General features: G+C 60.1%; 16 protein-coding genes. 10 read left to right on the forward strand and 6 right to left on the reverse strand.

What is annotated here, in order from left to right; genetic code table 11:
- The first annotated feature begins 33 nt into the window (after positions 1 to 33).
- A complete protein-coding gene (locus tag ACM1ZW_RS30035) occupies positions 34 to 933 on the forward strand; it encodes a hydroxymethylglutaryl-CoA lyase (protein ID WP_414883512.1) in 900 nt (299 codons plus the stop codon).
- 683 nt (positions 934 to 1,616) lie between these two features.
- Here ACM1ZW_RS30035 and ACM1ZW_RS30040 read toward each other — a convergent pair.
- Positions 1,617 to 3,308 (reverse strand): AMP-binding protein, encoded by a 1,692-nt coding sequence (locus ACM1ZW_RS30040; protein WP_416739914.1) that lies wholly within the window; start codon positions 3,306 to 3,308, stop codon positions 1,617 to 1,619.
- Positions 3,309 to 3,639: 331 nt separating this feature from the next.
- Here ACM1ZW_RS30040 and ACM1ZW_RS30045 point away from each other — a divergent pair, with 331 nt between their 5' ends.
- The 4 genes from ACM1ZW_RS30045 to ACM1ZW_RS30060 are packed head-to-tail and all read left to right on the forward strand — an operon-like array spanning position 3,640 to position 9,208.
- Entirely contained in the window at positions 3,640 to 4,803 is a 1,164-nt protein-coding gene (locus tag ACM1ZW_RS30045) for an isovaleryl-CoA dehydrogenase (protein WP_017339825.1), read from the forward strand.
- 13 nt (positions 4,804 to 4,816) lie between these two features.
- On the forward strand, positions 4,817 to 6,424 hold the full coding sequence (locus tag ACM1ZW_RS30050) for a carboxyl transferase domain-containing protein (protein WP_416739915.1): 1,608 nt from the start codon (positions 4,817 to 4,819) through the stop codon (positions 6,422 to 6,424).
- A gap of 13 nt (positions 6,425 to 6,437) precedes the next feature.
- Positions 6,438 to 7,253, forward strand: coding sequence for a gamma-carboxygeranoyl-CoA hydratase (locus tag ACM1ZW_RS30055; RefSeq protein WP_416739916.1), 816 nt, complete (start codon positions 6,438 to 6,440; stop codon positions 7,251 to 7,253).
- On the forward strand, positions 7,253 to 9,208 hold the full coding sequence (locus ACM1ZW_RS30060) for an acetyl/propionyl/methylcrotonyl-CoA carboxylase subunit alpha (protein ID WP_416739917.1): 1,956 nt from the start codon (positions 7,253 to 7,255) through the stop codon (positions 9,206 to 9,208). Before ACM1ZW_RS30055 ends, ACM1ZW_RS30060 begins: the two co-directional genes overlap by 1 nt.
- A 39-nt stretch (positions 9,209 to 9,247) precedes the next feature.
- On the opposite strand, the gene ACM1ZW_RS30065 is transcribed toward ACM1ZW_RS30060, so the two are convergent.
- Positions 9,248 to 9,895 carry a LexA family protein gene (locus tag ACM1ZW_RS30065; protein ID WP_017339829.1) on the reverse strand — a complete coding sequence of 216 codons (648 nt, stop codon included), beginning with the start codon at positions 9,893 to 9,895 and terminating at the stop codon, positions 9,248 to 9,250.
- A 129-nt stretch (positions 9,896 to 10,024) separates the two neighbouring features.
- On the opposite strand from ACM1ZW_RS30065, the gene ACM1ZW_RS30070 reads away from it, so the two are divergent.
- Complete coding sequence (locus ACM1ZW_RS30070) at positions 10,025 to 10,366, forward strand: DUF6124 family protein (RefSeq protein ID WP_017339830.1); 342 nt, start codon at positions 10,025 to 10,027, stop codon at positions 10,364 to 10,366.
- Between the two features lie 484 nt (positions 10,367 to 10,850).
- Entirely contained in the window at positions 10,851 to 12,002 is a 1,152-nt protein-coding gene (locus tag ACM1ZW_RS30075; protein ID WP_416739918.1) for a M14-type cytosolic carboxypeptidase, read from the forward strand.
- An 81-nt stretch (positions 12,003 to 12,083) separates the two neighbouring features.
- Here ACM1ZW_RS30075 and ACM1ZW_RS30080 read toward each other — a convergent pair whose 3' ends face one another.
- A complete protein-coding gene (locus ACM1ZW_RS30080; RefSeq protein WP_017339832.1) occupies positions 12,084 to 12,530 on the reverse strand; it encodes a winged helix-turn-helix transcriptional regulator in 447 nt (148 codons plus the stop codon).
- Between the two features lie 94 nt (positions 12,531 to 12,624).
- Between ACM1ZW_RS30080 and ACM1ZW_RS30085 the strand changes: the two genes are divergently transcribed.
- Complete coding sequence (locus ACM1ZW_RS30085; protein ID WP_416739919.1) at positions 12,625 to 13,854, forward strand: MFS transporter; 1,230 nt, start codon at positions 12,625 to 12,627, stop codon at positions 13,852 to 13,854.
- A gap of 98 nt (positions 13,855 to 13,952) precedes the next feature.
- On the opposite strand, the gene ACM1ZW_RS30090 is transcribed toward ACM1ZW_RS30085, so the two are convergent.
- Positions 13,953 to 14,498 (reverse strand): cytochrome b, encoded by a 546-nt coding sequence (locus tag ACM1ZW_RS30090; RefSeq protein WP_017339834.1) that lies wholly within the window; start codon positions 14,496 to 14,498, stop codon positions 13,953 to 13,955.
- Complete coding sequence (locus tag ACM1ZW_RS30095) at positions 14,495 to 15,580, reverse strand: catalase family peroxidase (RefSeq protein ID WP_414883517.1); 1,086 nt, start codon at positions 15,578 to 15,580, stop codon at positions 14,495 to 14,497. Before ACM1ZW_RS30095 ends, ACM1ZW_RS30090 begins: the two co-directional genes overlap by 4 nt.
- Before the next feature lie 156 nt (positions 15,581 to 15,736).
- Between ACM1ZW_RS30095 and ACM1ZW_RS30100 the strand changes: the two genes are divergently transcribed.
- Both ACM1ZW_RS30100 and ACM1ZW_RS30105 read left to right on the forward strand, forming a co-directional pair.
- A complete protein-coding gene (locus ACM1ZW_RS30100; protein WP_416739920.1) occupies positions 15,737 to 16,243 on the forward strand; it encodes an RNA polymerase sigma factor in 507 nt (168 codons plus the stop codon).
- Complete coding sequence (locus ACM1ZW_RS30105) at positions 16,240 to 16,992, forward strand: anti-sigma factor family protein (RefSeq protein ID WP_017339837.1); 753 nt, start codon at positions 16,240 to 16,242, stop codon at positions 16,990 to 16,992. The genes ACM1ZW_RS30100 and ACM1ZW_RS30105 overlap by 4 nt, the downstream gene beginning before the upstream one ends.
- A 39-nt stretch (positions 16,993 to 17,031) precedes the next feature.
- Here ACM1ZW_RS30105 and ACM1ZW_RS30110 read toward each other — a convergent pair whose 3' ends face one another.
- Positions 17,032 to 17,868 carry an IclR family transcriptional regulator gene (locus ACM1ZW_RS30110; RefSeq protein WP_414883518.1) on the reverse strand — a complete coding sequence of 279 codons (837 nt, stop codon included), beginning with the start codon at positions 17,866 to 17,868 and terminating at the stop codon, positions 17,032 to 17,034.
- Between the last annotated feature and the right edge of the window lie 2 nt (positions 17,869 to 17,870).

A 17,870-nucleotide genomic window follows, 5' to 3' on the forward strand; every position in this document is an offset into this window, starting at 1 on the left:
CAACATTCAGACAATCAGCACAGGTCGATTCCCATGTCTCTTCCAACCCACGTACGCCTGGTCGAAGTCGGCCCCCGCGACGGTCTGCAAAACGAAGCCCAACCGATCAGCGTTGCCGACAAGGTGCAACTGGTCGACGCGCTGACCGCTGCCGGCCTCAGCTATATAGAAGTCGGCAGTTTCGTCTCGCCCAAATGGGTGCCGCAGATGGCCGGCTCCGCCGACGTCTTCGCGCAGATCCAGCGCAAACCAGGCGTGACCTACGGCGCCCTCGCCCCCAACCTGCGCGGGTTCGAAGATGCGGTCGCCGCCGGGGTCAAGGAAGTCGCGGTGTTCGCCGCGGCCTCCGAAGCCTTCTCCCAGCGCAACATCAACTGCTCGATCAATGAAAGCCTGGAGCGCTTTGCGCCGATCATGGAGGCTGCCAAACAACACGGCGTCAGCGTGCGCGGCTACGTGTCGTGTGTGCTGGGTTGCCCGTATGAAGGTCACGTCGCACCGGAGCAGGTTGCCCGGGTCGCCCGCGAGCTCTACGCCATGGGCTGCTACGAAATCTCCCTGGGCGACACCATCGGCACCGGCACGGCAGGTGCGACGCGCAAGATGTTCGACGTGGTGTCCGCCGACGTGCCGCGGGAAAAACTCGCCGGGCACTTCCACGACACCTACGGCCAGGCCATGGCCAATATCTACGCCAGCCTGCTCGAAGGTATCGCGGTGTTCGACAGCTCGATCGCCGGTCTCGGCGGCTGCCCGTACGCCAAGGGCGCCAGCGGTAACGTTGCCACCGAAGACGTGGTTTATCTGTTGAATGGCTTGGGCATCGACACCGGTATTGATCTGGACGCCTTGATTCTGGCTGGCCAGCAGATTTGTACAGTACTGGGCCGTCCGACCGGTTCGCGCGTGGCCAAGGCTCGTAGCGCGCAATAAGTGCGCGGATGTGTCCAGGTGTTACCGCCATGTCGAAATGTGGGGGCTCAACCGAGTAACACGGAAACAAATTGTCGGGTTTTGACTGAGTGAAAAATCCGACAAAAACTTAAACCGTTGATTTTAAAGGTTTTTTAGAAGTTGGCACGGCTTCTGCTATCTCTATGGCATAACAAGAATAAAAAGCAGCAAACCAATAAAAATAAGACGAAACGACTCTGACATAACAAGAACAACACGGCAGAGACGCAGCTAACAGATTTTTTTGGAGAAGGTGTGCTTTTCAGGGTGCTTTTCGGAGTAACCCGCAACCGGGCAGAGAACAATAAAACTACCTTCAGGTAGCTCCCGAACTGGTTGGATCGCTCAGCGAAAAAGCAGATCAGCGCTCAAAAAAATACGTTTGCTCTTGATCCCGGATGGGGATCGATAAAAACAGCGGTAAAGGGTCACGGTTACCAAAAACAAAAACAGACCGCCCCTCAATAATAAAAAAAGAGCACACGCAACGAAAATTAAAGGGGAGCTTCGGCTCCCCTTTGTGCTTTCTGCGATTCAGGTTTTCCCCCAATCAAAATGTGGAGCGGGCTTGCTCGCGAATGCGATGCATCAGTCGACACATTCATTGACTGACACACCGCCTTCGCGAGCAAGCCCGCCCCCACATTGGTTTGTGATCAACCCTACTTGATGCGCAACTCCTCGATACTGATCTCGCGCATCCGGAATTTCTGGATCTTGCCGGTCACCGTCATCGGAAACTCCTCGACGAACTTGAAGTAACGCGGCGTCTTGAAGTGCGCGATGCGTTCCTTGCACCAGGCTTGCAGCTCCTGCTCCGTGGCGCTGTGGCCCGGGTGGAACTTGATCCAGGCGACAATCTCTTCGCCATAGCGCGAACACGGAATGCCGATCACTTGCACGTCCGCCACCGCCGGGTGGGTAAAGAAGAACTCTTCCAGCTCCCGCGGGTAAATATTCTCACCGCCGCGGATGATCATGTCCTTGTTGCGTCCGGCAATGCACACGTAGCCTTCTTCATTCATGCTCGCCAGATCACCGGTGTGCATCCAGCCCGCCTGATCGATGGCTTCGGCGGTACCTTGCGGGTTATTCCAGTAGCCGAGCATCACGCTGTAGCCACGGGTGCAGAGTTCGCCGATGGTGCCGCGCGGCACCAGGTTACCCGCCTCGTCGATGATTTTGCTTTCAAGCTGCGGTTGGGTGCGACCGACCGTGGTGACTCGCAATTCCAGCTCGTCTGAAGGACCGGTCTGCAAAGACACCGGACTTGTTTCCGTCATGCCGTAGGCAATTTGCACTTCACTCATGTGCATTTCATTGATGACCCGGCGCATCACTTCGATCGGACAGGTCGCGCCGGCCATGATTCCGGTGCGCAGGGTCGACAGGTCGAACTCGGCTCGCTGCGGCTGATCGAGCATTGCGATAAACATGGTCGGCACGCCATAGAGTGCGGTGGCTTTCTCCTCGGCGACAGTGGTCAGGGTCAGCAACGGATCGAACGCATCATTGGGGTAGATCATGGTGCTGCCGTGGGTGATGCAGCCGAGGTTGCCCATGACCATGCCGAAGCAGTGATACAGCGGCACCGGGATCACCAGCCGATCCTGGTCGGTCAGGCCGAGGCTTTCGCCGACCATGTAACCGTTGTTGAGGATGTTGTAGTGGCTGAGGGTCGCGCCCTTGGGGAAACCGGTGGTGCCGGAGGTGTACTGGATGTTCACCGGTTGATCAAAGTTCAGGCTGTCCTGACGCTCGCGCAACTGTTCGGCGGACACGCTGGCCGCGAGATCGGCCAGTTGCGACCAGGGCAGGAAACCCGATGGCGGTTGCGCATCCAGGCTGATGACCCCGCGCAGGTCAGGCAGGCGTTCACTTCGTAACTGTCCGATGGATTGCTCAGCCAGCTCGGGCACCAGCCCTTGCAGCATGCCGTGATAGTTGGAGGTCTTGAAAGAGCCCGCACAGACCAGCCATTGGCAACCCGATTGCTTCAACACGTATTCGAGTTCAGAGCTGCGATACGCCGGGTTGATGTTGACCAGAATCACGCCGAGCTTCGCGCTGGCGAACTGGCTGATGCACCACTGCGCGCAATTCGGTGCCCAGATGCCGAGGCGATCTCCCGCTTGCAGGCCCAGCGCCAGCAATGCCCTGGCATGCAGGTCCACCGCGTCGGACAGTTGCTGCCAGGTGAAACGCAGCTGTTGATGACGCACGACCAGCGCCTCTCCAGCCGAGTACTTCGCGACGGTGTTATCGAACGCCTGACCGATGGTCATCGCCAGCAAGGCTTTGTCCTGAGCACCACGGGTGTAGCTGCGTTGCGGGCTTGCACTGGGTTGATCCATGACGACCCCTATTGTCTTTATTGTAGGAGCGAGGCTTGTGTGGCGAGGGAGCTTGCTCCCGTTCGGCTGCGCAGCAGTCGTGAAATCATCAGCCAGGGTGCTTTCTGCTACACCTGACTTGCCGATTTGCGACCGCTTCGCGCTCGGACGGGAGCAAGCTCCCTCGCCACAGAATGCGACGCTGGTCTTTTCAGAACTGCCTCTACTCTCGCTCAAGTTGACGTTAACGTAAAGGGTGATTGACAGCCATTCGTCACAGGCTTACGTTAACGTAAAGGTGAGAGCTGCATCACGGCCCTCCCCGCCCTACAAAAAAGCCAAAAGGTGACCCATGAGCTACCCATCCCTGAACTTTGCCCTCGGTGAAACCATCGACATGCTGCGCGATCAGGTTCAGTCCTTCGTCGCCAAAGAGATCGCCCCGCGCGCCGCTCAGATCGACATCGACAACCTGTTCCCCGCCGACCTGTGGCGAAAATTCGGTGACATGGGCCTGCTCGGCGTTACCGTGCCGGAAGAGTACGGCGGTGCTGGCCTGGGGTACCTGGCCCACGTGGTCATCATGGAAGAAATCAGCCGGGGCTCGGCGTCGGTTGCCCTGTCCTACGGCGCGCACTCCAACCTCTGCGTCAACCAGATCAACCGCAACGGCAATCACGAACAGAAAAGCAAATACCTGCCGAAGCTCATCAGCGGCGAGCACATCGGCGCCCTGGCCATGAGCGAACCGAATGCCGGCTCCGACGTGGTGTCGATGAAACTGCGCGCCGACAAACGTGGCGATCACTACGTGCTCAACGGCAGCAAAACCTGGATCACCAACGGTCCGGACGCCAACACCTACGTGATCTACGCCAAGACCGACCTGGAAAAAGGTCCGCACGGTATCACCGCCTTCATCGTCGAACGCGACTGGAAAGGTTTCAGCCGCAGCAACAAATTCGACAAGCTTGGCATGCGCGGTTCGAACACCTGCGAACTGTTCTTCGATGACGTCGAGGTGCCGGAAGAAAACATTCTCGGCGTACTCAATGGCGGCGTGAAAGTGCTGATGAGCGGCCTCGATTACGAACGCGTTGTCCTTTCGGGCGGCCCGACCGGGATCATGCAGGCCTGCATGGACCTGATCGTGCCGTACATCCACGACCGCAAGCAGTTCGGCCAGAGCATCGGCGAATTCCAGCTGATCCAGGGCAAGGTCGCCGACATGTACACCCAGCTCAACGCCAGCCGCGCCTATCTGTATGCCGTCGCTCAAGCCTGCGAGCGTGGCGAAACCACCCGCAAGGACGCCGCAGGCGTGATCCTCTACAGCGCCGAACGCGCCACGCAAATGGCCCTCGACGCGATCCAGATTCTCGGCGGCAACGGCTACATCAACGAATTCCCGGCCGGTCGTCTGCTGCGTGACGCCAAGCTGTACGAAATCGGCGCTGGCACCAGTGAGATTCGTCGCATGCTGATCGGTCGCGAACTGTTCAACGAAACCCGCTGAGACGGAGCTGTCCATGGCTATCCTGCATACCCAGCTCAACCCCCGTTCGGCGGAGTTCGCGACCAACAGCGCGGCGATGCTCAAACAGGTCGACGCCCTGCACACCCTGCTCGCCCGAGTGCAGCAAGGTGGCGGCCCGAAAGCGCAAGAACGCCACACCTCGCGGGGCAAATTGCTGCCCCGTGAACGAATCAATCGCCTGCTCGATCCGGGCTCACCGTTTCTCGAGATCTGCCAACTGGCGGCTTACGAGGTGTATGGCGAAGACGTGCCGGCCGCTGGCGTGATCGCCGGGATCGGCCGTGTGGAAGGCGTCGAATGCATGATAGTGGCCAACGATGCCACCGTGAAAGGTGGCTCGTATTACCCGCTGACCGTGAAGAAGCACCTGCGCGCCCAGACCATCGCCCAGCAGAATCGCTTGCCGTGCATTTATCTGGTGGATTCGGGCGGCGCCAACTTGCCGCGCCAGGATGAAGTGTTCCCGGACCGCGAGCATTTCGGGCGGATCTTCTTCAACCAGGCCAACATGAGCGCCATGGGCATTCCGCAGATCGCGGTAGTCATGGGCTCGTGCACTGCCGGTGGTGCCTACGTGCCAGCGATGGCGGACGAAGCGATCATGGTTCGCGAGCAAGCGACGATCTTTCTTGCCGGTCCGCCGCTGGTAAAAGCCGCGACCGGTGAAGTGGTCAGCGCCGAGGATCTGGGCGGCGCCGATGTGCATTGCAAGATTTCCGGCGTCGCCGACCACTACGCCGAGAGCGATGAACACGCCCTGGCCATTGCCCGGCGCAGCATAGCCAACCTCAACTGGCGCAAGCTCGGTGAAGTCCAGCAACGCACGCCCATCGCCCCGCTCTACAACAGCGACGAGTTATACGGCGTCGTGTCGGCGGACGCCAAGCAACCGTTCGACGTGCGCGAAGTGATTGCGCGACTGGTGGACGGCTCGGTGTTCGATGAATTCAAGGCACTGTTCGGGACTACGCTGGTGTGCGGTTTTGCCTACCTGCACGGTTACCCGATCGCGATCCTCGCCAACAACGGCATCCTCTTCGCTGAAGCGGCGCAGAAAGGCGCGCACTTTATCGAACTGGCCTGTCAGCGAGGCATTCCACTGCTGTTCCTGCAAAACATCACCGGCTTCATGGTCGGCCAGAAATACGAGGCCGGCGGCATCGCCAAGCACGGCGCGAAACTGGTGACCGCCGTGGCGTGCGCCAAGGTGCCGAAATTCACCGTGATCATCGGCGGCAGTTTCGGCGCCGGTAACTATGGCATGTGCGGGCGGGCCTACGATCCGCGCTTCCTGTGGATGTGGCCTAACGCACGCATCGGCGTGATGGGTGCCGAGCAAGCGGCGGGCGTTCTGGTGCAGGTCAAACGCGAGCAGGCAGAGCGCAGTGGCCAGGGTTTCAGCGCCGAGCAGGAAGCCGAGATCAAGCAACCGATCCTCGATCAATATGAAGAACAGGGCCACCCTTACTACTCCAGTGCACGGCTGTGGGATGACGGTGTCATTGACCCGGCACAAACCCGCGACGTGTTGGCCCTGGCCTTGTCCGCGTCGTTGAACGCGCCAATCGAACCGAGCCGCTTCGGCGTGTTCCGGATGTGATCGGGAGAACCTCATGAGCGACTTCAACACCCTCGAGCTGCAGACCGACCCGCGGGGTTTCGCCACCCTGTGGCTGAGCCGCGAAGAAAAGAACAACGCGTTCAACGCTGAAATGATCCGCGAACTGATCCTCGCCCTGGACAAGGTCTCGGGCGATGCCAGCCTGCGGTTCTTGCTGGTGCGTGGACGCGGCAAGCATTTCAGCGCTGGCGCCGACCTGGCCTGGATGCAGCAATCGGCCGAGCTCGATTACCACACCAATCTCGACGACGCGCGGGAACTGGCGGAGTTGATGTACAACCTGGCCAAGCTGAAAGTCCCGACCCTGGCCGTGGTGCAAGGTGCGGCGTTCGGCGGCGCGCTGGGCCTGATCAGTTGCTGCGACATGGCGATCGGCGCCGACGACGCGCAATTCTGCCTGTCGGAAGTACGCATCGGCCTGGCGCCGGCGGTGATCAGCCCATTCGTGGTGCAAGCCATCGGCGAACGCGCGGCACGCCGTTATGCGCTGACTGCCGAGCGCTTCGGCGGGCAGCGGGCGCGGGAAATCGGTTTGTTGTCGGAGAGCTATCCGATCAATGAGCTGGAACAGAAAGTCGATCAGTGGATCGACAATCTGCTGCTCAACAGCCCCGCGGCCATGCGCGTCAGCAAAGACTTGCTGCGTGAAGTCGGCAACGGCGCGCTGACGCCGGCGCTGCGCCGCTACACCGAAAATGCCATCGCGCGAATCCGCGTCAGCCCCGAAGGCCAGGAAGGTCTGCGGGCCTTCCTGCAAAAGCGTCCGCCGAGCTGGCAGGCCGAAACCACCCCCAAGGAGCCGCGTTGATGAGCGCACCTGTTATCACCTCTCTGCTGGTGGCCAACCGTGGCGAAATCGCTTGTCGGGTGATGCGCACCGCCAAGGCGTTGGGCCTGACCACCGTCGCCGTGCACAGCGCCACCGACCGTGAAGCCCGGCATAGCCGCGAAGCGGATATCCGCGTCGACCTCGGCGGCAGCAAGGCCGCCGACAGTTACCTGCAAATCGACAAACTGATCGCTGCCGCCAAGGCCAGCGGCGCTCAGGCCATTCATCCGGGCTATGGCTTTCTGTCCGAGAACGCCGGGTTCGCCCGTGCGATCGAAGCAGCGGGCCTGATTTTCCTCGGCCCGCCCGCCTCAGCCATCGATGCGATGGGCAGCAAGTCCGCCGCCAAGGCCTTGATGGAAACCGCTGGCGTGCCATTGGTGCCGGGTTATCACGGCGAAGCTCAAGACCTCGATACCTTCCGCGACGCCTGCGGACGCATCGGCTACCCGGTGCTGCTCAAGGCAACGGCGGGCGGTGGCGGCAAAGGCATGAAAGTGGTCGAGGATGTCAGCCAACTGGCCGAAGCCCTGGCCTCGGCCCAGCGTGAGGCGCAATCCTCGTTCGGCGATTCGCGGATGCTGGTCGAAAAATACCTGCTGAAACCCCGCCACGTGGAAATCCAGATTTTCGCCGACCAACATGGCAACTGCCTGTACCTCAACGAACGGGATTGCTCGATTCAGCGTCGGCACCAGAAAGTCGTCGAAGAAGCCCCCGCGCCAGGCCTCAGCCCGGAACTGCGTCGCGCCATGGGCGAAGCCGCTGTGCGTTCGGCGCAGGCCATCGGTTATGTCGGTGCCGGCACCGTGGAATTCTTGCTGGATGCGCGCGGTGAGTTCTTCTTCATGGAGATGAACACACGCCTGCAAGTCGAGCACCCGGTTACCGAAGCCATCACCGGCCTCGATCTGGTGGCTTGGCAGATTCGCGTGGCGCGCGGTGAAGCGCTGCCGATGACCCAGGATCAGGTGCCGTTGATCGGGCATGCGATTGAAGTGCGGCTGTATGCCGAAGATCCGGGCAATGATTTCCTGCCCGCCACCGGGCGTCTGGAGTTGTATCGAGAGTCGGCTGAAGGTCCGGGGCGTCGAGTCGACAGCGGTGTTGAAGAAGGCGATGAGATTTCGCCGTTCTACGACCCGATGCTGGGCAAGCTGATTGCCTGGGGTGAGGATCGTGAGCAGGCACGCCTGCGCTTGTTGAGCATGCTCGATGAGTTCGCGATTGGTGGGCTCAAGACCAACATCAACTTCCTGCGTCGAATCGTGGGTCATCCGGCGTTTGCGGCGGCCGAACTGGATACCGGGTTCATTCCGCGTTATCAGGAGCAACTGCTGCCGGAGCCCTCGGAACTCAGCGATGAATTCTGGCAAGCCGCGGCGCAGGCGTTCGCCCAGAGCCAGCCTCGTTCACCGCGCGTCGATGACCTGAGTTCGCCTTGGGCCAACAGCAACGGTTTTCGGTCCGGCCTGCCGACCGAAATCACCTTGCACCTGAGTTGTGAAGGTCAGGACCGCGCATTGACGCTGGATGACCGCAATGCCCAAAGCGCGCAACTCAAGGGCGAGCAACTGCTCACCGAACGCAACGGCGTGCGCCGCCAGCATCGGGCAATCCGCCGGGACGGCATTGTGTATCTGCAATGGGAAGGTGAATTGCGCCGCATCGAGGCCTACGACCCGATCAGCGCCGTCGAAGCCAGTCACAGCCATCACGGCGGACTGACCGCCCCCATGAACGGCAGCATCGTGCGGGTGCTGGTGGAGGCCGGGCAAACGGTCGAAGCCGGGGCGCAACTGGTGGTGCTGGAAGCGATGAAGATGGAACACAGCATTCGTGCGCCACACGCCGGGGTGATCAAGGCGTTGTATTGCCAGGAAGGCGAAATGGTCAGCGAAGGCAGTGCGTTGGTCGAGCTGGAAGAAGCCTGAAATGGAGATCGGTCCTACGCCTCCCGAGGACCGATCTGATCAGAACCTGGCCGTTGCCTGAACCACTACGCCGATGATTCGGCAGGCTTCAGTGAAAAGGGCTTTCGGATATGTCGGATTGAGCGGGACCAGGTAACGCTGCCCGCCCTCTTCGATCAGCTTGCGAAAGGTCGCCTCGGTGCTGTCCGGCCATTGGGCAATCACCAGTTTTCCGGGCTCCGGCACAATGGCCGGGTCCACCAGGATCATCATGCCCTCGGCGATACTGACGCCAGTCGGTGCGGTCATCGCATCGCCCGTCACCCTCAACCAGAACGCCGCGCCCTGAGCGTGGTAATCGGTCAGCTCGAATCGCGCCTTGTCGTACACCGTCGGCTCGCCGTCGCGCACCTCGCAGGATTCTCGCCAGTCACTGACCGGGTAGCGGAAGTACGGGTTGTACTTTCGCACCAGATCCTGGCTGTCCTCCTTCGACGTGTCCGGCTCGCGGATAACCAGCGCCACTTCGAGAAATTCCATGCCCAGCGCGTGTAATACCCGGTTCATGTCATCGATGCCCGGCTGGCGGCGTTTGTTCAGCCAATGGCCTATGCCGCCCTGGGACATTCCGAGGCGCTCGGCGAGTATCTCTTGAGTGACGTTGAGTTCACTCATCTTGGCCTTGACCAATTCAATCCATTTATCCATGTGCGGCACGATACGTGGGCGCCTCTCCCCATCAAAACACAAATTGTAGTATTTAAATTCTCGTCACAAATACACTTCGTACTAGGATTGGATCACGGATCTGAATCTATCACGGAGCTTGCCATCGCCATGACTATCCCCAGCAACGACCTGCCCGATCTGCAAATCGACACCTCCCTCACCTCGCCAAAAGGCTCGGCTGCCGCACAACGGGCACTGGATTATTACTTGAAACCAGCTGTGTCCGAGGAGGTGGAAGAAGAGCGCTTTTTTGAGGTGAACCGCAACGTCAGCAGCGAGGAAGCGCTGGTGCGTGCTTCAGATCTGCTGTGCTGCGCCGCGGCCACGGCATCCGAATCGGCGAATAGTCTGCACGGTGTCCACCGGGCCCTGGCATTTTCGACGGTGCATATGATCGATATGGCCAAGGCGCTGCTGGATCGGTCCCTGGACGAGGATCATCACGCATAAGAAAGGAGGAGTAATTCGAGGGCGCGAAAAGAATTTTCCAATCGCGCAGATAAAATCATTTGACTTGCAAACGAGAATGATTATTATTGCATGCAGCTGATCGCGAGATCAGTCGATTGTCCAAGTGACCTTAGGTCGGTCTCCTGGACTATCTCCTCATCAGGCTAATCACGGTTTTTGACCCGGCTTTTTGCCGGGTCTTTTTTTTTGCCAGTTATTCTGGCTTGACCTTCAGGCTAATGAAGTCTTTATGTGCTGCAAATTCGATGGCGCGGATAATATCAAAAGAATATCTGTTGGCAAGAGAAGCCCGGCAACATTGGCCCAAACTCGCGAAAAATAGCACTTGAGAATCAATCGCGCAGTCTCTAAGCTGCGTCTGCGTCAAGGAGGACGCCCCCCGCTACACCCCGCAATTTCCCCCGGTTTTTCCCTTCCCAGCGTGTAAAGTAGCAGCCATAAAAATCATATTCAGGAATCGACTATGACCGTGGCTAAATCCTCTTTCAGCATCAGTGCAAACTTCGACAGCGGCAATATTGAAGTGCTGGATATCAGCAATCCGTTGCAAGCGTTGCTGGCCATCAAGCCTGACACCCGCAGCCAGCATTTCCAGTGGTTTCACTTCAAGGCCAGCGGGTTGCACGTCGGTCAGGAGCACTGGTTTCGTCTGAGCAATGCCAGCAAATCCTCATACAACAAAGCCTGGGATGGTTATCAGGCGGTGGCGTCCTATGATCACGTCAACTGGTTCCGGGTGCCGACCATTTTCGAAGGCGACTGCCTGCGTTTCAGCCTCGAAGCCACGGCGACCCACGCCTGGTTTGCCTACTTCGAACCCTACAGCCGTGGCCGCCATGACTGGTTGATCGAGCAGGCGCTGACCAAGGCCGGCACCGAACTGCTGGCCACCGGCAAAAGCGTTGAAGGGCGTGACATTCAGTTGCTGCGCAAAGGCACCGGTGCCGAAGGCCAGCGCAAGGTCTGGATGATTGCCCAGCAACACCCCGGCGAGCACATGGCCGAATGGTTCATGGAAGGTGTGATCGAACGCCTGGAAAGGCACGACGATCCGGTCCTGAACACACTGCTGGCCAGCGCCGATTTGTACCTGGTGCCAAACATGAACCCGGATGGCGCCTTCCACGGTCACCTGCGCACCAACGCAATGGGCCAGGACCTCAACCGCGCCTGGCAGAGCGCCAGCCAGGAAGTCAGCCCGGAAGTCCTGTTCGTTCAGCAGCAGATGGAAAAATATGGTGTCGACCTGTTCCTCGACATCCACGGTGATGAAGAAATCCCTTATGTGTTCACCGCCGGTTGCGAAGGCAACCCTGGCTACACGCCGCGGATCGAAAAGCTGGAAACTCACTTTCGCGATCACTTGAAACATTTGACCAAAGACTTCCAGACCAAACACGGCTACACCTGCGACGAGCCGGGCAAAGCCAACATGACGCTGGCGTGCAACAGCATTGGCGAGAAATTCGACTGCCTGTCGCTGACCCTGGAAATGCCGTTCAAGGACAACGATGACGCACCGAACCCGCTGACGGGCTGGTCGGGCAAGCGGTCGAAGCAGTTGGGCAAGGATGTGTTGACGACTGTTGCGGATATGGTTGGCACCCTGCGCTAACCAAGATCTAAAGATCGCAGGCTTCGCCAGCTCCTACACGGTTCAATGTAGGAGTGGGCGAAACCTGCGATCTTTTGGTGTTTACTCTGCCGCGACCCGCACGCAATCCTCAGGTCCCAACAAGCGCCCATCCTCGGCGCGCAACTCCAGTGCCCGGACAGGTCGACCATTATCCCGGTCAACCACCCGCGAGTGCGCCTCCCCGTCCTCATAAAAGAACGCCTCGCCCCACTGCCGCAAACCAATGATCAGCGGAAACAACCCTTTGCCCTTCTCCGTCAACACATATTCCTGATAGGCGCTGCCGTCCGATGCCGGCACCAGATCGAAAATCCCGTGGGTCACCAGCGTGCGCAATCGCGCCGAGAGAATATTCTTCGCCATGCCCAGACTTCGCTGAAACTCACCGAACCGGCGAATGCCGTCGAATGCATCGCGCACGATCAACAACGACCACCAATCGCCAATGGCATCCAGTGAACGGGCGACCGGGCATTCGGCGCTTTGCATGCTTGTGCGTTTGGCCATGACTGCGCCCTCGAAAACAAACGTGGTTGCAATATAAAACCAGTTTACTTACCGTACAACTGGTTTTATTTTGAAACCACATTGGGAGCCCGGCATGAAGCCCACTCAAACAACACTCAGCACTGGCGTTGTACTGCTGTTCGCCGTAGCCTGCGGCCTGGCCGTCAGTAACGTGTATTACGCGCAGCCCTTGCTCGATGCCATGGCCGAGGTATTTGCCATGGACCCGGCCACCATCGGCATCGTCGTCACGCTCACCCAGGTAGGTTACGGCGTCGGATTGTTGTTGCTGGTGCCGCTTGGCGATCTGCTGAACCGTCGACGTTTGATCGTCACGCAAACCCTGCTGTCGGCGCTGACCTTGTTGATGATCGCCCTCGCGTCGAACAGTACCTGGTTGTTGATCGGGATGACGTTGACCGGGTTACTGGCGGTGGTGACACAAGTGTTGGTGGCCTACGCCGCGACATTGGCCATCCCGGCGCAGCGCGGGCGCGTGGTCGGCGTGGTCACCAGCGGCATTGTTGTTGGCATTCTGCTGGCCCGGACAGTCGCGGGTGGGATGGCTGATCTGGCAGGGTGGCGGTCGATTTATCTGTTGTCGGCGGGGTTGACGCTTGTGATGGCGTTGCTGCTGTTTCGCGTACTGCCGAAACACGAGAACACGCAACCCGCCAGTTCTTATGCGACGTTGCTCGGTTCGGTGTTCACATTGTTCAAGGAAGAACCGGTGCTGCGTCAACGGGCGGTTCTCGCGTTGCTGACCTTCGCCAGCGCCATGGTGCTGTGGACACCCATGGTGTTGCCGCTGAGCGCCCCGCCGCTGTCGTTGTCCCACACGCAAATCGGATTGTTCGGACTGGCCGGTGCTGCCGGTGCATTGGCGGCTGCACGTGCCGGGCATCTGGCCGATCGCGGTTTGGGTCAATGGACCAGCGGGTTGTCACTGTTATTGATGCTGGTTTCCTGGTTGCCGATCGCCCTGACCCAATCCTCCTTGTGGGCCTTGCTGCTGGGTGTGATTACCCTGGATCTTGGCTTGCAAGCCGTGCACGTGACCAGCCAAAGCATGATCTACAGCGTGCGCCCCGAAGCCCAAAGCCGTCTTACCGCGGGTTACATGCTGTTCTATTCGATTGGCAGCGCGTTGGGTTCGATCGGTTCGACGGCGATGTATGCGTGGGGCGGGTGGCTCGGCGTTTGCCTGCTGGGGGCAGGTATCAACGCCGTGGCATTGGTCTATTGGTGGCGGACGCTGCCCACGAAAGCACACGAAACCTGTGGCGAGGGGATTCATCCCCGTTCGGCTGCGAAGCAGTCGTAATTTCATCCACTGCGGTTTATCTGACAAACCGCATTGGGGCTGCTTCGCAGCCCAACGGGGATGAATCCCCTCGCCACAATGGATTTCGGCAGATCAAATCAGGTGCGATCCTTGCCCCGCAACATGCTGTCCAGCACCTCATCACGCCGCACCCAACCATGAAACAACGCCGCCGCCAGATGCAGCAGCACGGTCAGAAACAGCAGATACGCCAGATACCCGTGCGCCTTGCGCAGGAACGCAAACAGCTGCGCATTCGCCGGCACGATCGAGGGCAACTGCAGCGAACTGCTGAGCATCACCGGGTCGCCCGCCGCCGAAATCATTGCCCAGCCGAGCAGCGGCAGGATAAACATCAAGGCGTACAGCAAGACATGCGAGGCCTTGGCCGCCAGCGCCTGCCAGCCGGGCAAGTCCGCAGGAAGCGGTGGCTGTCGGGTAGAAAAGCGCACGCCGAGGCGCACGATCACCAGCAGCAGAATCGCAATGCCCAGCGGTTTGTGCAGATGGATCAGCCATTCATGACGCTCTGATACAGAAGCGACCATGCCCGCGCCGATGAACAGCATGGCAATGATCATCAACGCCATCAGCCAGTGCAGCAGTCGCGCCAGTGGCGCGAAGTGGTTCGGTTGGGCGCTCATTGTTGAGCCTCCTGTTTAGCGGCGGGCAGTTGGCTGACTTCACTGGTGCGGCGCAAGTAGGAACTGGCGTAACCGGCAGAACGAGCGGCGAGCAACGGGTCGTCGGAACCTTCGATACCGGATGGCAAGACCAGCGGGTCATAGTTGATGTCCCGGCATTCGCCATTGAGTTGCGGCTGGGTGCTTTCGAGCACCAGCGTGCCAGCGTTCACCACTTTGCGACCTTCAGGCCAGGTTTTGCTGGCGTCGTTCACCGGATCAGCGGGGTCGGCCAGTGTGATCTGGAGCTTCCAACGCAACGGTCCTGCGGCGATCCGCTGAACCAGGTCTTTCTCGAGGAAGTCACCGCCCTCTGGGGCCGTAGCACCTGCTGCGTCCTGTGCCACCGGCACCATGCTCCAGCGCACCGCTTGCCGTTGCCCGGCGGCGTTGACCAGGTAAAACGCATTGACACTGTTATAGGTTTCCGTGACGTAACTGGCGGATGGCTTGGCGGTTTTGATCCAGGCCAGGAACGGGGCGGCTTCCGGGTGTGCACCGAAGAACGCCGGCACCGCTGCCGGGTTCGGTTTGCCGGTGGCCGGGTCTGGCGACTGGGCCTGCTGCAATTGGTAAAACGCTTCAGGCGTGCCCACCGGGAACACCGGCATGCTGTTCATCCCGGTACGCCACTGCTGGCCGTTGGCCTGGGTGAAACGCAGTGCGAGACTGCGGATCGGCACGCTGTTGTCCGGTGCGTAAGGATTGCCGGCCGGCAACGCGAAACGCCCCACAACCGGAGTCCGCGCGTCATTGAACACCTGAGCGCTGGAATAACTGCGCGCTTCACCGCTGCTCTCGAAGTGCCCGATCACGCATACCCCTTTGGAGTGATTACGCCGGAACCCCGGGTGCACGCCATTGTTGGTTTCCAACACGTTGATCAGTTTTTTCGGCGTCAGGCGCTGTGGGTCAAAGGTGCCGTTGACGTAGGCAAAAGCCCCGGCCACGACAGCGATCACCACGGCAATGCCGGCCAGGCGCAACGTCAGGCTCGCGGCACTCAACGGTGGCCGGGTGGGCGGTGATGAGCGATCTACCATGAAAGACTCCAGGGCCATGGGCCACAAGTGAGAAGGATCAAGCAGACGAACGCCATGCGGGTTTATTCCATCGCGCGGTATTTATTTTTTCGAGCGTGGAATAACCTCGAGTCCCGGGCGTCTCCCTAGTCCAGCGTAGTGACTAGTCAGAATGTGATGAACGATATCGACGAACAACTGAGTGAAATCATTCCCAGATTGCGCCGGTTTGCCGTGTCGTTGACGCGCAACCCCAGCAGCGCCGACGATCTGGTGCAGTCGTGCCTTGAGCGGGCGCTGTCGAGCTGGAGCGAAAAGCGTCCCGAGGGCGACTTGCGGGCCTGGCTGTTTTCGATTCTCTATCGGCAGTTTCTCGACGCTCACCGCCGCGCTCGGCGTTATGCGCGGATGCTCGAATTCTTTACCGGACGGGACGATTCCCAACCGTCGGTAGAACGCACCGTGATCGCCCAATCGACCTTGCAAGCCTTCGATCAGCTCAACTCCGAACAGCGCGCCTTGTTGCTCTGGGTATCGGTCGAAGGCCTGAGTTACAAGGAGGTCGCCGAGATTCTCGACGTTCCCGTCGGCACCGTGATGTCGCGCCTGTCCCGCGCCCGCCAGGCCTTGCGCCAACTCAGCGACGGCGAAATCACCCGCCCTTCTCTGCGGAGACTCAAATGATCAGCATGCCCCCGAGCGAGCGTGACCTGCACGCGTATGTGGACCACCAACTCAATGATGACGACCGACGCCTGGTGGAGACTTTTCTGGCCGGTAACGTGGAAATGTCTGCACAGGTCCGCGCCTGGCAGCAGGACGCCCAGCAACTGCGCGCGGCCCTCAGCGGCGCATTGCAGCAACCGGCCAACCCGGACCTCGACCCGGCGCTGATTCGCCAACGCCTCAAGCGCCAATCACGCCGTCACCTGGCCAGCGCTGCGGTGTTGCTGATCGCTGTGAGCATCGGCGGGATCGGCGGCTGGCAGGCGCGGGAGATGACCCTCCTCAGCGCTGCGGCACCGATGGCCGATGCGATGCAGGCTTATCGGCTGTTTGCCCAGCAAGGCATGCTGCCGGCCGATTACAAGGTCAGCGACGACGGTGATATGCAGGGCTGGCTCGACCGTTATTTCACCCAGGCCCATCGCTTGCCGGACCTGTCCGGCGCAGGGTTCAAACCGGTCAGCGGGCGCTTGCTCAGCACCGAACAAGGGCCGGCGGCGATGGTGGTTTACGAGGATCGCAGCGGGCACAAAGTCAGCTTCTACGTGCGCCCGCCGGGGCCGAGAAACTTCCTGCTGCCGAGGGGCAGTCGCAGTGACGGTGAATTACAGGCCGAGTATTGGTCGGGGAGCGGTTACAACTACGCGATGGTCAGCCCGACAGACACGCCTGCGGCGAAAATGCTCAAGCAAACCGTGCAGTTCTGAATACACCACCGTCCCCTGTGGGAGGATTGTTAACCGTATTCAACCCTGCCCGAAGACTTGAGATGGCCGGCGCAACAGCGGATCAAACGGATTGATCCGCGGCCCGATCAGCGCCGCTTCGCGCTTGAGCATGTCCACTACCGTGGGCAAACGATCCGGCCCGAGCCGATCACTCACGGTGGCAACACTCAACGCCGCCACCGCACGCCCTTCACGATCAAGAATCGGCACCGCCACACCAGCCATGCCCTGCAACACGCCGGTGTTGCGCCCGGCGTAACCGAGGGCACGCACGTTCTCGACTTCCGAGCGCAGGAACACCTCGTCATACAGGTGAAAATCCTTCAGCCGCGGCAAGTTGTAATGAATCACCGTGTCACGTTCCTCTTCCGGCAGGAATGCCAGGATCGCCAGACTGCCCTGCCCCACACCCAGCGCCACCCGCCCGCCGATGTCGCCGGTAAACGTACGGATCGGAAACGGCCCTTCACTGCGGTCCAGGCAGATCGCATCAAACCCGCTGCGCGCCAGCAAAAACAACGAATCCCCCAACGAGGCCGAGAGCCGCAGCAACGACGGCCGCACCAGCTCGCGCAGGTTTCCGGTGTTGCCGGCACGCGCTGCCAGGGCAAAAAAATCCAGGCTCAGGCGATAGCGTTTACTGCGCACGTCCTGCTCGACCATGCCCTCGTCCATCAGGCTGCGCAGCAGACGGTGCGTGGTCGGTTGCGACAAACCGATGCGCTGGGCCAGTTGCGTCACACGCTCGCCGCCCTCGACGGTGTCACCCAACGTGCGCAACACGGCAAACAGTCTTGAGACGGCACCGACGCCGACTTCATTTTTATTTTCATTCCGCTCAGTGGAATCAGTCATGT

Source organism: Pseudomonas sp. NFX71 (genome assembly GCF_048079215.1).
Lineage (GTDB): Bacteria > Pseudomonadota > Gammaproteobacteria > Pseudomonadales > Pseudomonadaceae > Aquipseudomonas > Aquipseudomonas fluorescens_B.

What these genes read in the sequence shown, in the direction of transcription:
- ACM1ZW_RS30035 (WP_414883512.1), top strand. Translation starts at nt 34, where the DNA reads ATGTCTCTTCCAACCCACGTACGCCTGGTCGAAGTCGGCCCCCGCGAC.
- ACM1ZW_RS30040 (WP_416739914.1), bottom strand. Translation starts at nt 3,308, where the DNA reads ATGGATCAACCCAGTGCAAGCCCGCAACGCAGCTACACCCGTGGTGCT.
- ACM1ZW_RS30045 (WP_017339825.1), top strand. Translation starts at nt 3,640, where the DNA reads ATGAGCTACCCATCCCTGAACTTTGCCCTCGGTGAAACCATCGACATG.
- ACM1ZW_RS30050 (WP_416739915.1), top strand. Translation starts at nt 4,817, where the DNA reads ATGGCTATCCTGCATACCCAGCTCAACCCCCGTTCGGCGGAGTTCGCG.
- ACM1ZW_RS30055 (WP_416739916.1), top strand. Translation starts at nt 6,438, where the DNA reads ATGAGCGACTTCAACACCCTCGAGCTGCAGACCGACCCGCGGGGTTTC.
- ACM1ZW_RS30060 (WP_416739917.1), top strand. Translation starts at nt 7,253, where the DNA reads ATGAGCGCACCTGTTATCACCTCTCTGCTGGTGGCCAACCGTGGCGAA.
- ACM1ZW_RS30065 (WP_017339829.1), bottom strand. Translation starts at nt 9,895, where the DNA reads ATGGATAAATGGATTGAATTGGTCAAGGCCAAGATGAGTGAACTCAAC.
- ACM1ZW_RS30070 (WP_017339830.1), top strand. Translation starts at nt 10,025, where the DNA reads ATGACTATCCCCAGCAACGACCTGCCCGATCTGCAAATCGACACCTCC.
- ACM1ZW_RS30075 (WP_416739918.1), top strand. Translation starts at nt 10,851, where the DNA reads ATGACCGTGGCTAAATCCTCTTTCAGCATCAGTGCAAACTTCGACAGC.
- ACM1ZW_RS30080 (WP_017339832.1), bottom strand. Translation starts at nt 12,530, where the DNA reads ATGGCCAAACGCACAAGCATGCAAAGCGCCGAATGCCCGGTCGCCCGT.
- ACM1ZW_RS30085 (WP_416739919.1), top strand. Translation starts at nt 12,625, where the DNA reads ATGAAGCCCACTCAAACAACACTCAGCACTGGCGTTGTACTGCTGTTC.
- ACM1ZW_RS30090 (WP_017339834.1), bottom strand. Translation starts at nt 14,498, where the DNA reads ATGAGCGCCCAACCGAACCACTTCGCGCCACTGGCGCGACTGCTGCAC.
- ACM1ZW_RS30095 (WP_414883517.1), bottom strand. Translation starts at nt 15,580, where the DNA reads ATGGTAGATCGCTCATCACCGCCCACCCGGCCACCGTTGAGTGCCGCG.
- ACM1ZW_RS30100 (WP_416739920.1), top strand. Translation starts at nt 15,737, where the DNA reads ATGAACGATATCGACGAACAACTGAGTGAAATCATTCCCAGATTGCGC.
- ACM1ZW_RS30105 (WP_017339837.1), top strand. Translation starts at nt 16,240, where the DNA reads ATGATCAGCATGCCCCCGAGCGAGCGTGACCTGCACGCGTATGTGGAC.
- ACM1ZW_RS30110 (WP_414883518.1), bottom strand. Translation starts at nt 17,868, where the DNA reads ATGACTGATTCCACTGAGCGGAATGAAAATAAAAATGAAGTCGGCGTC.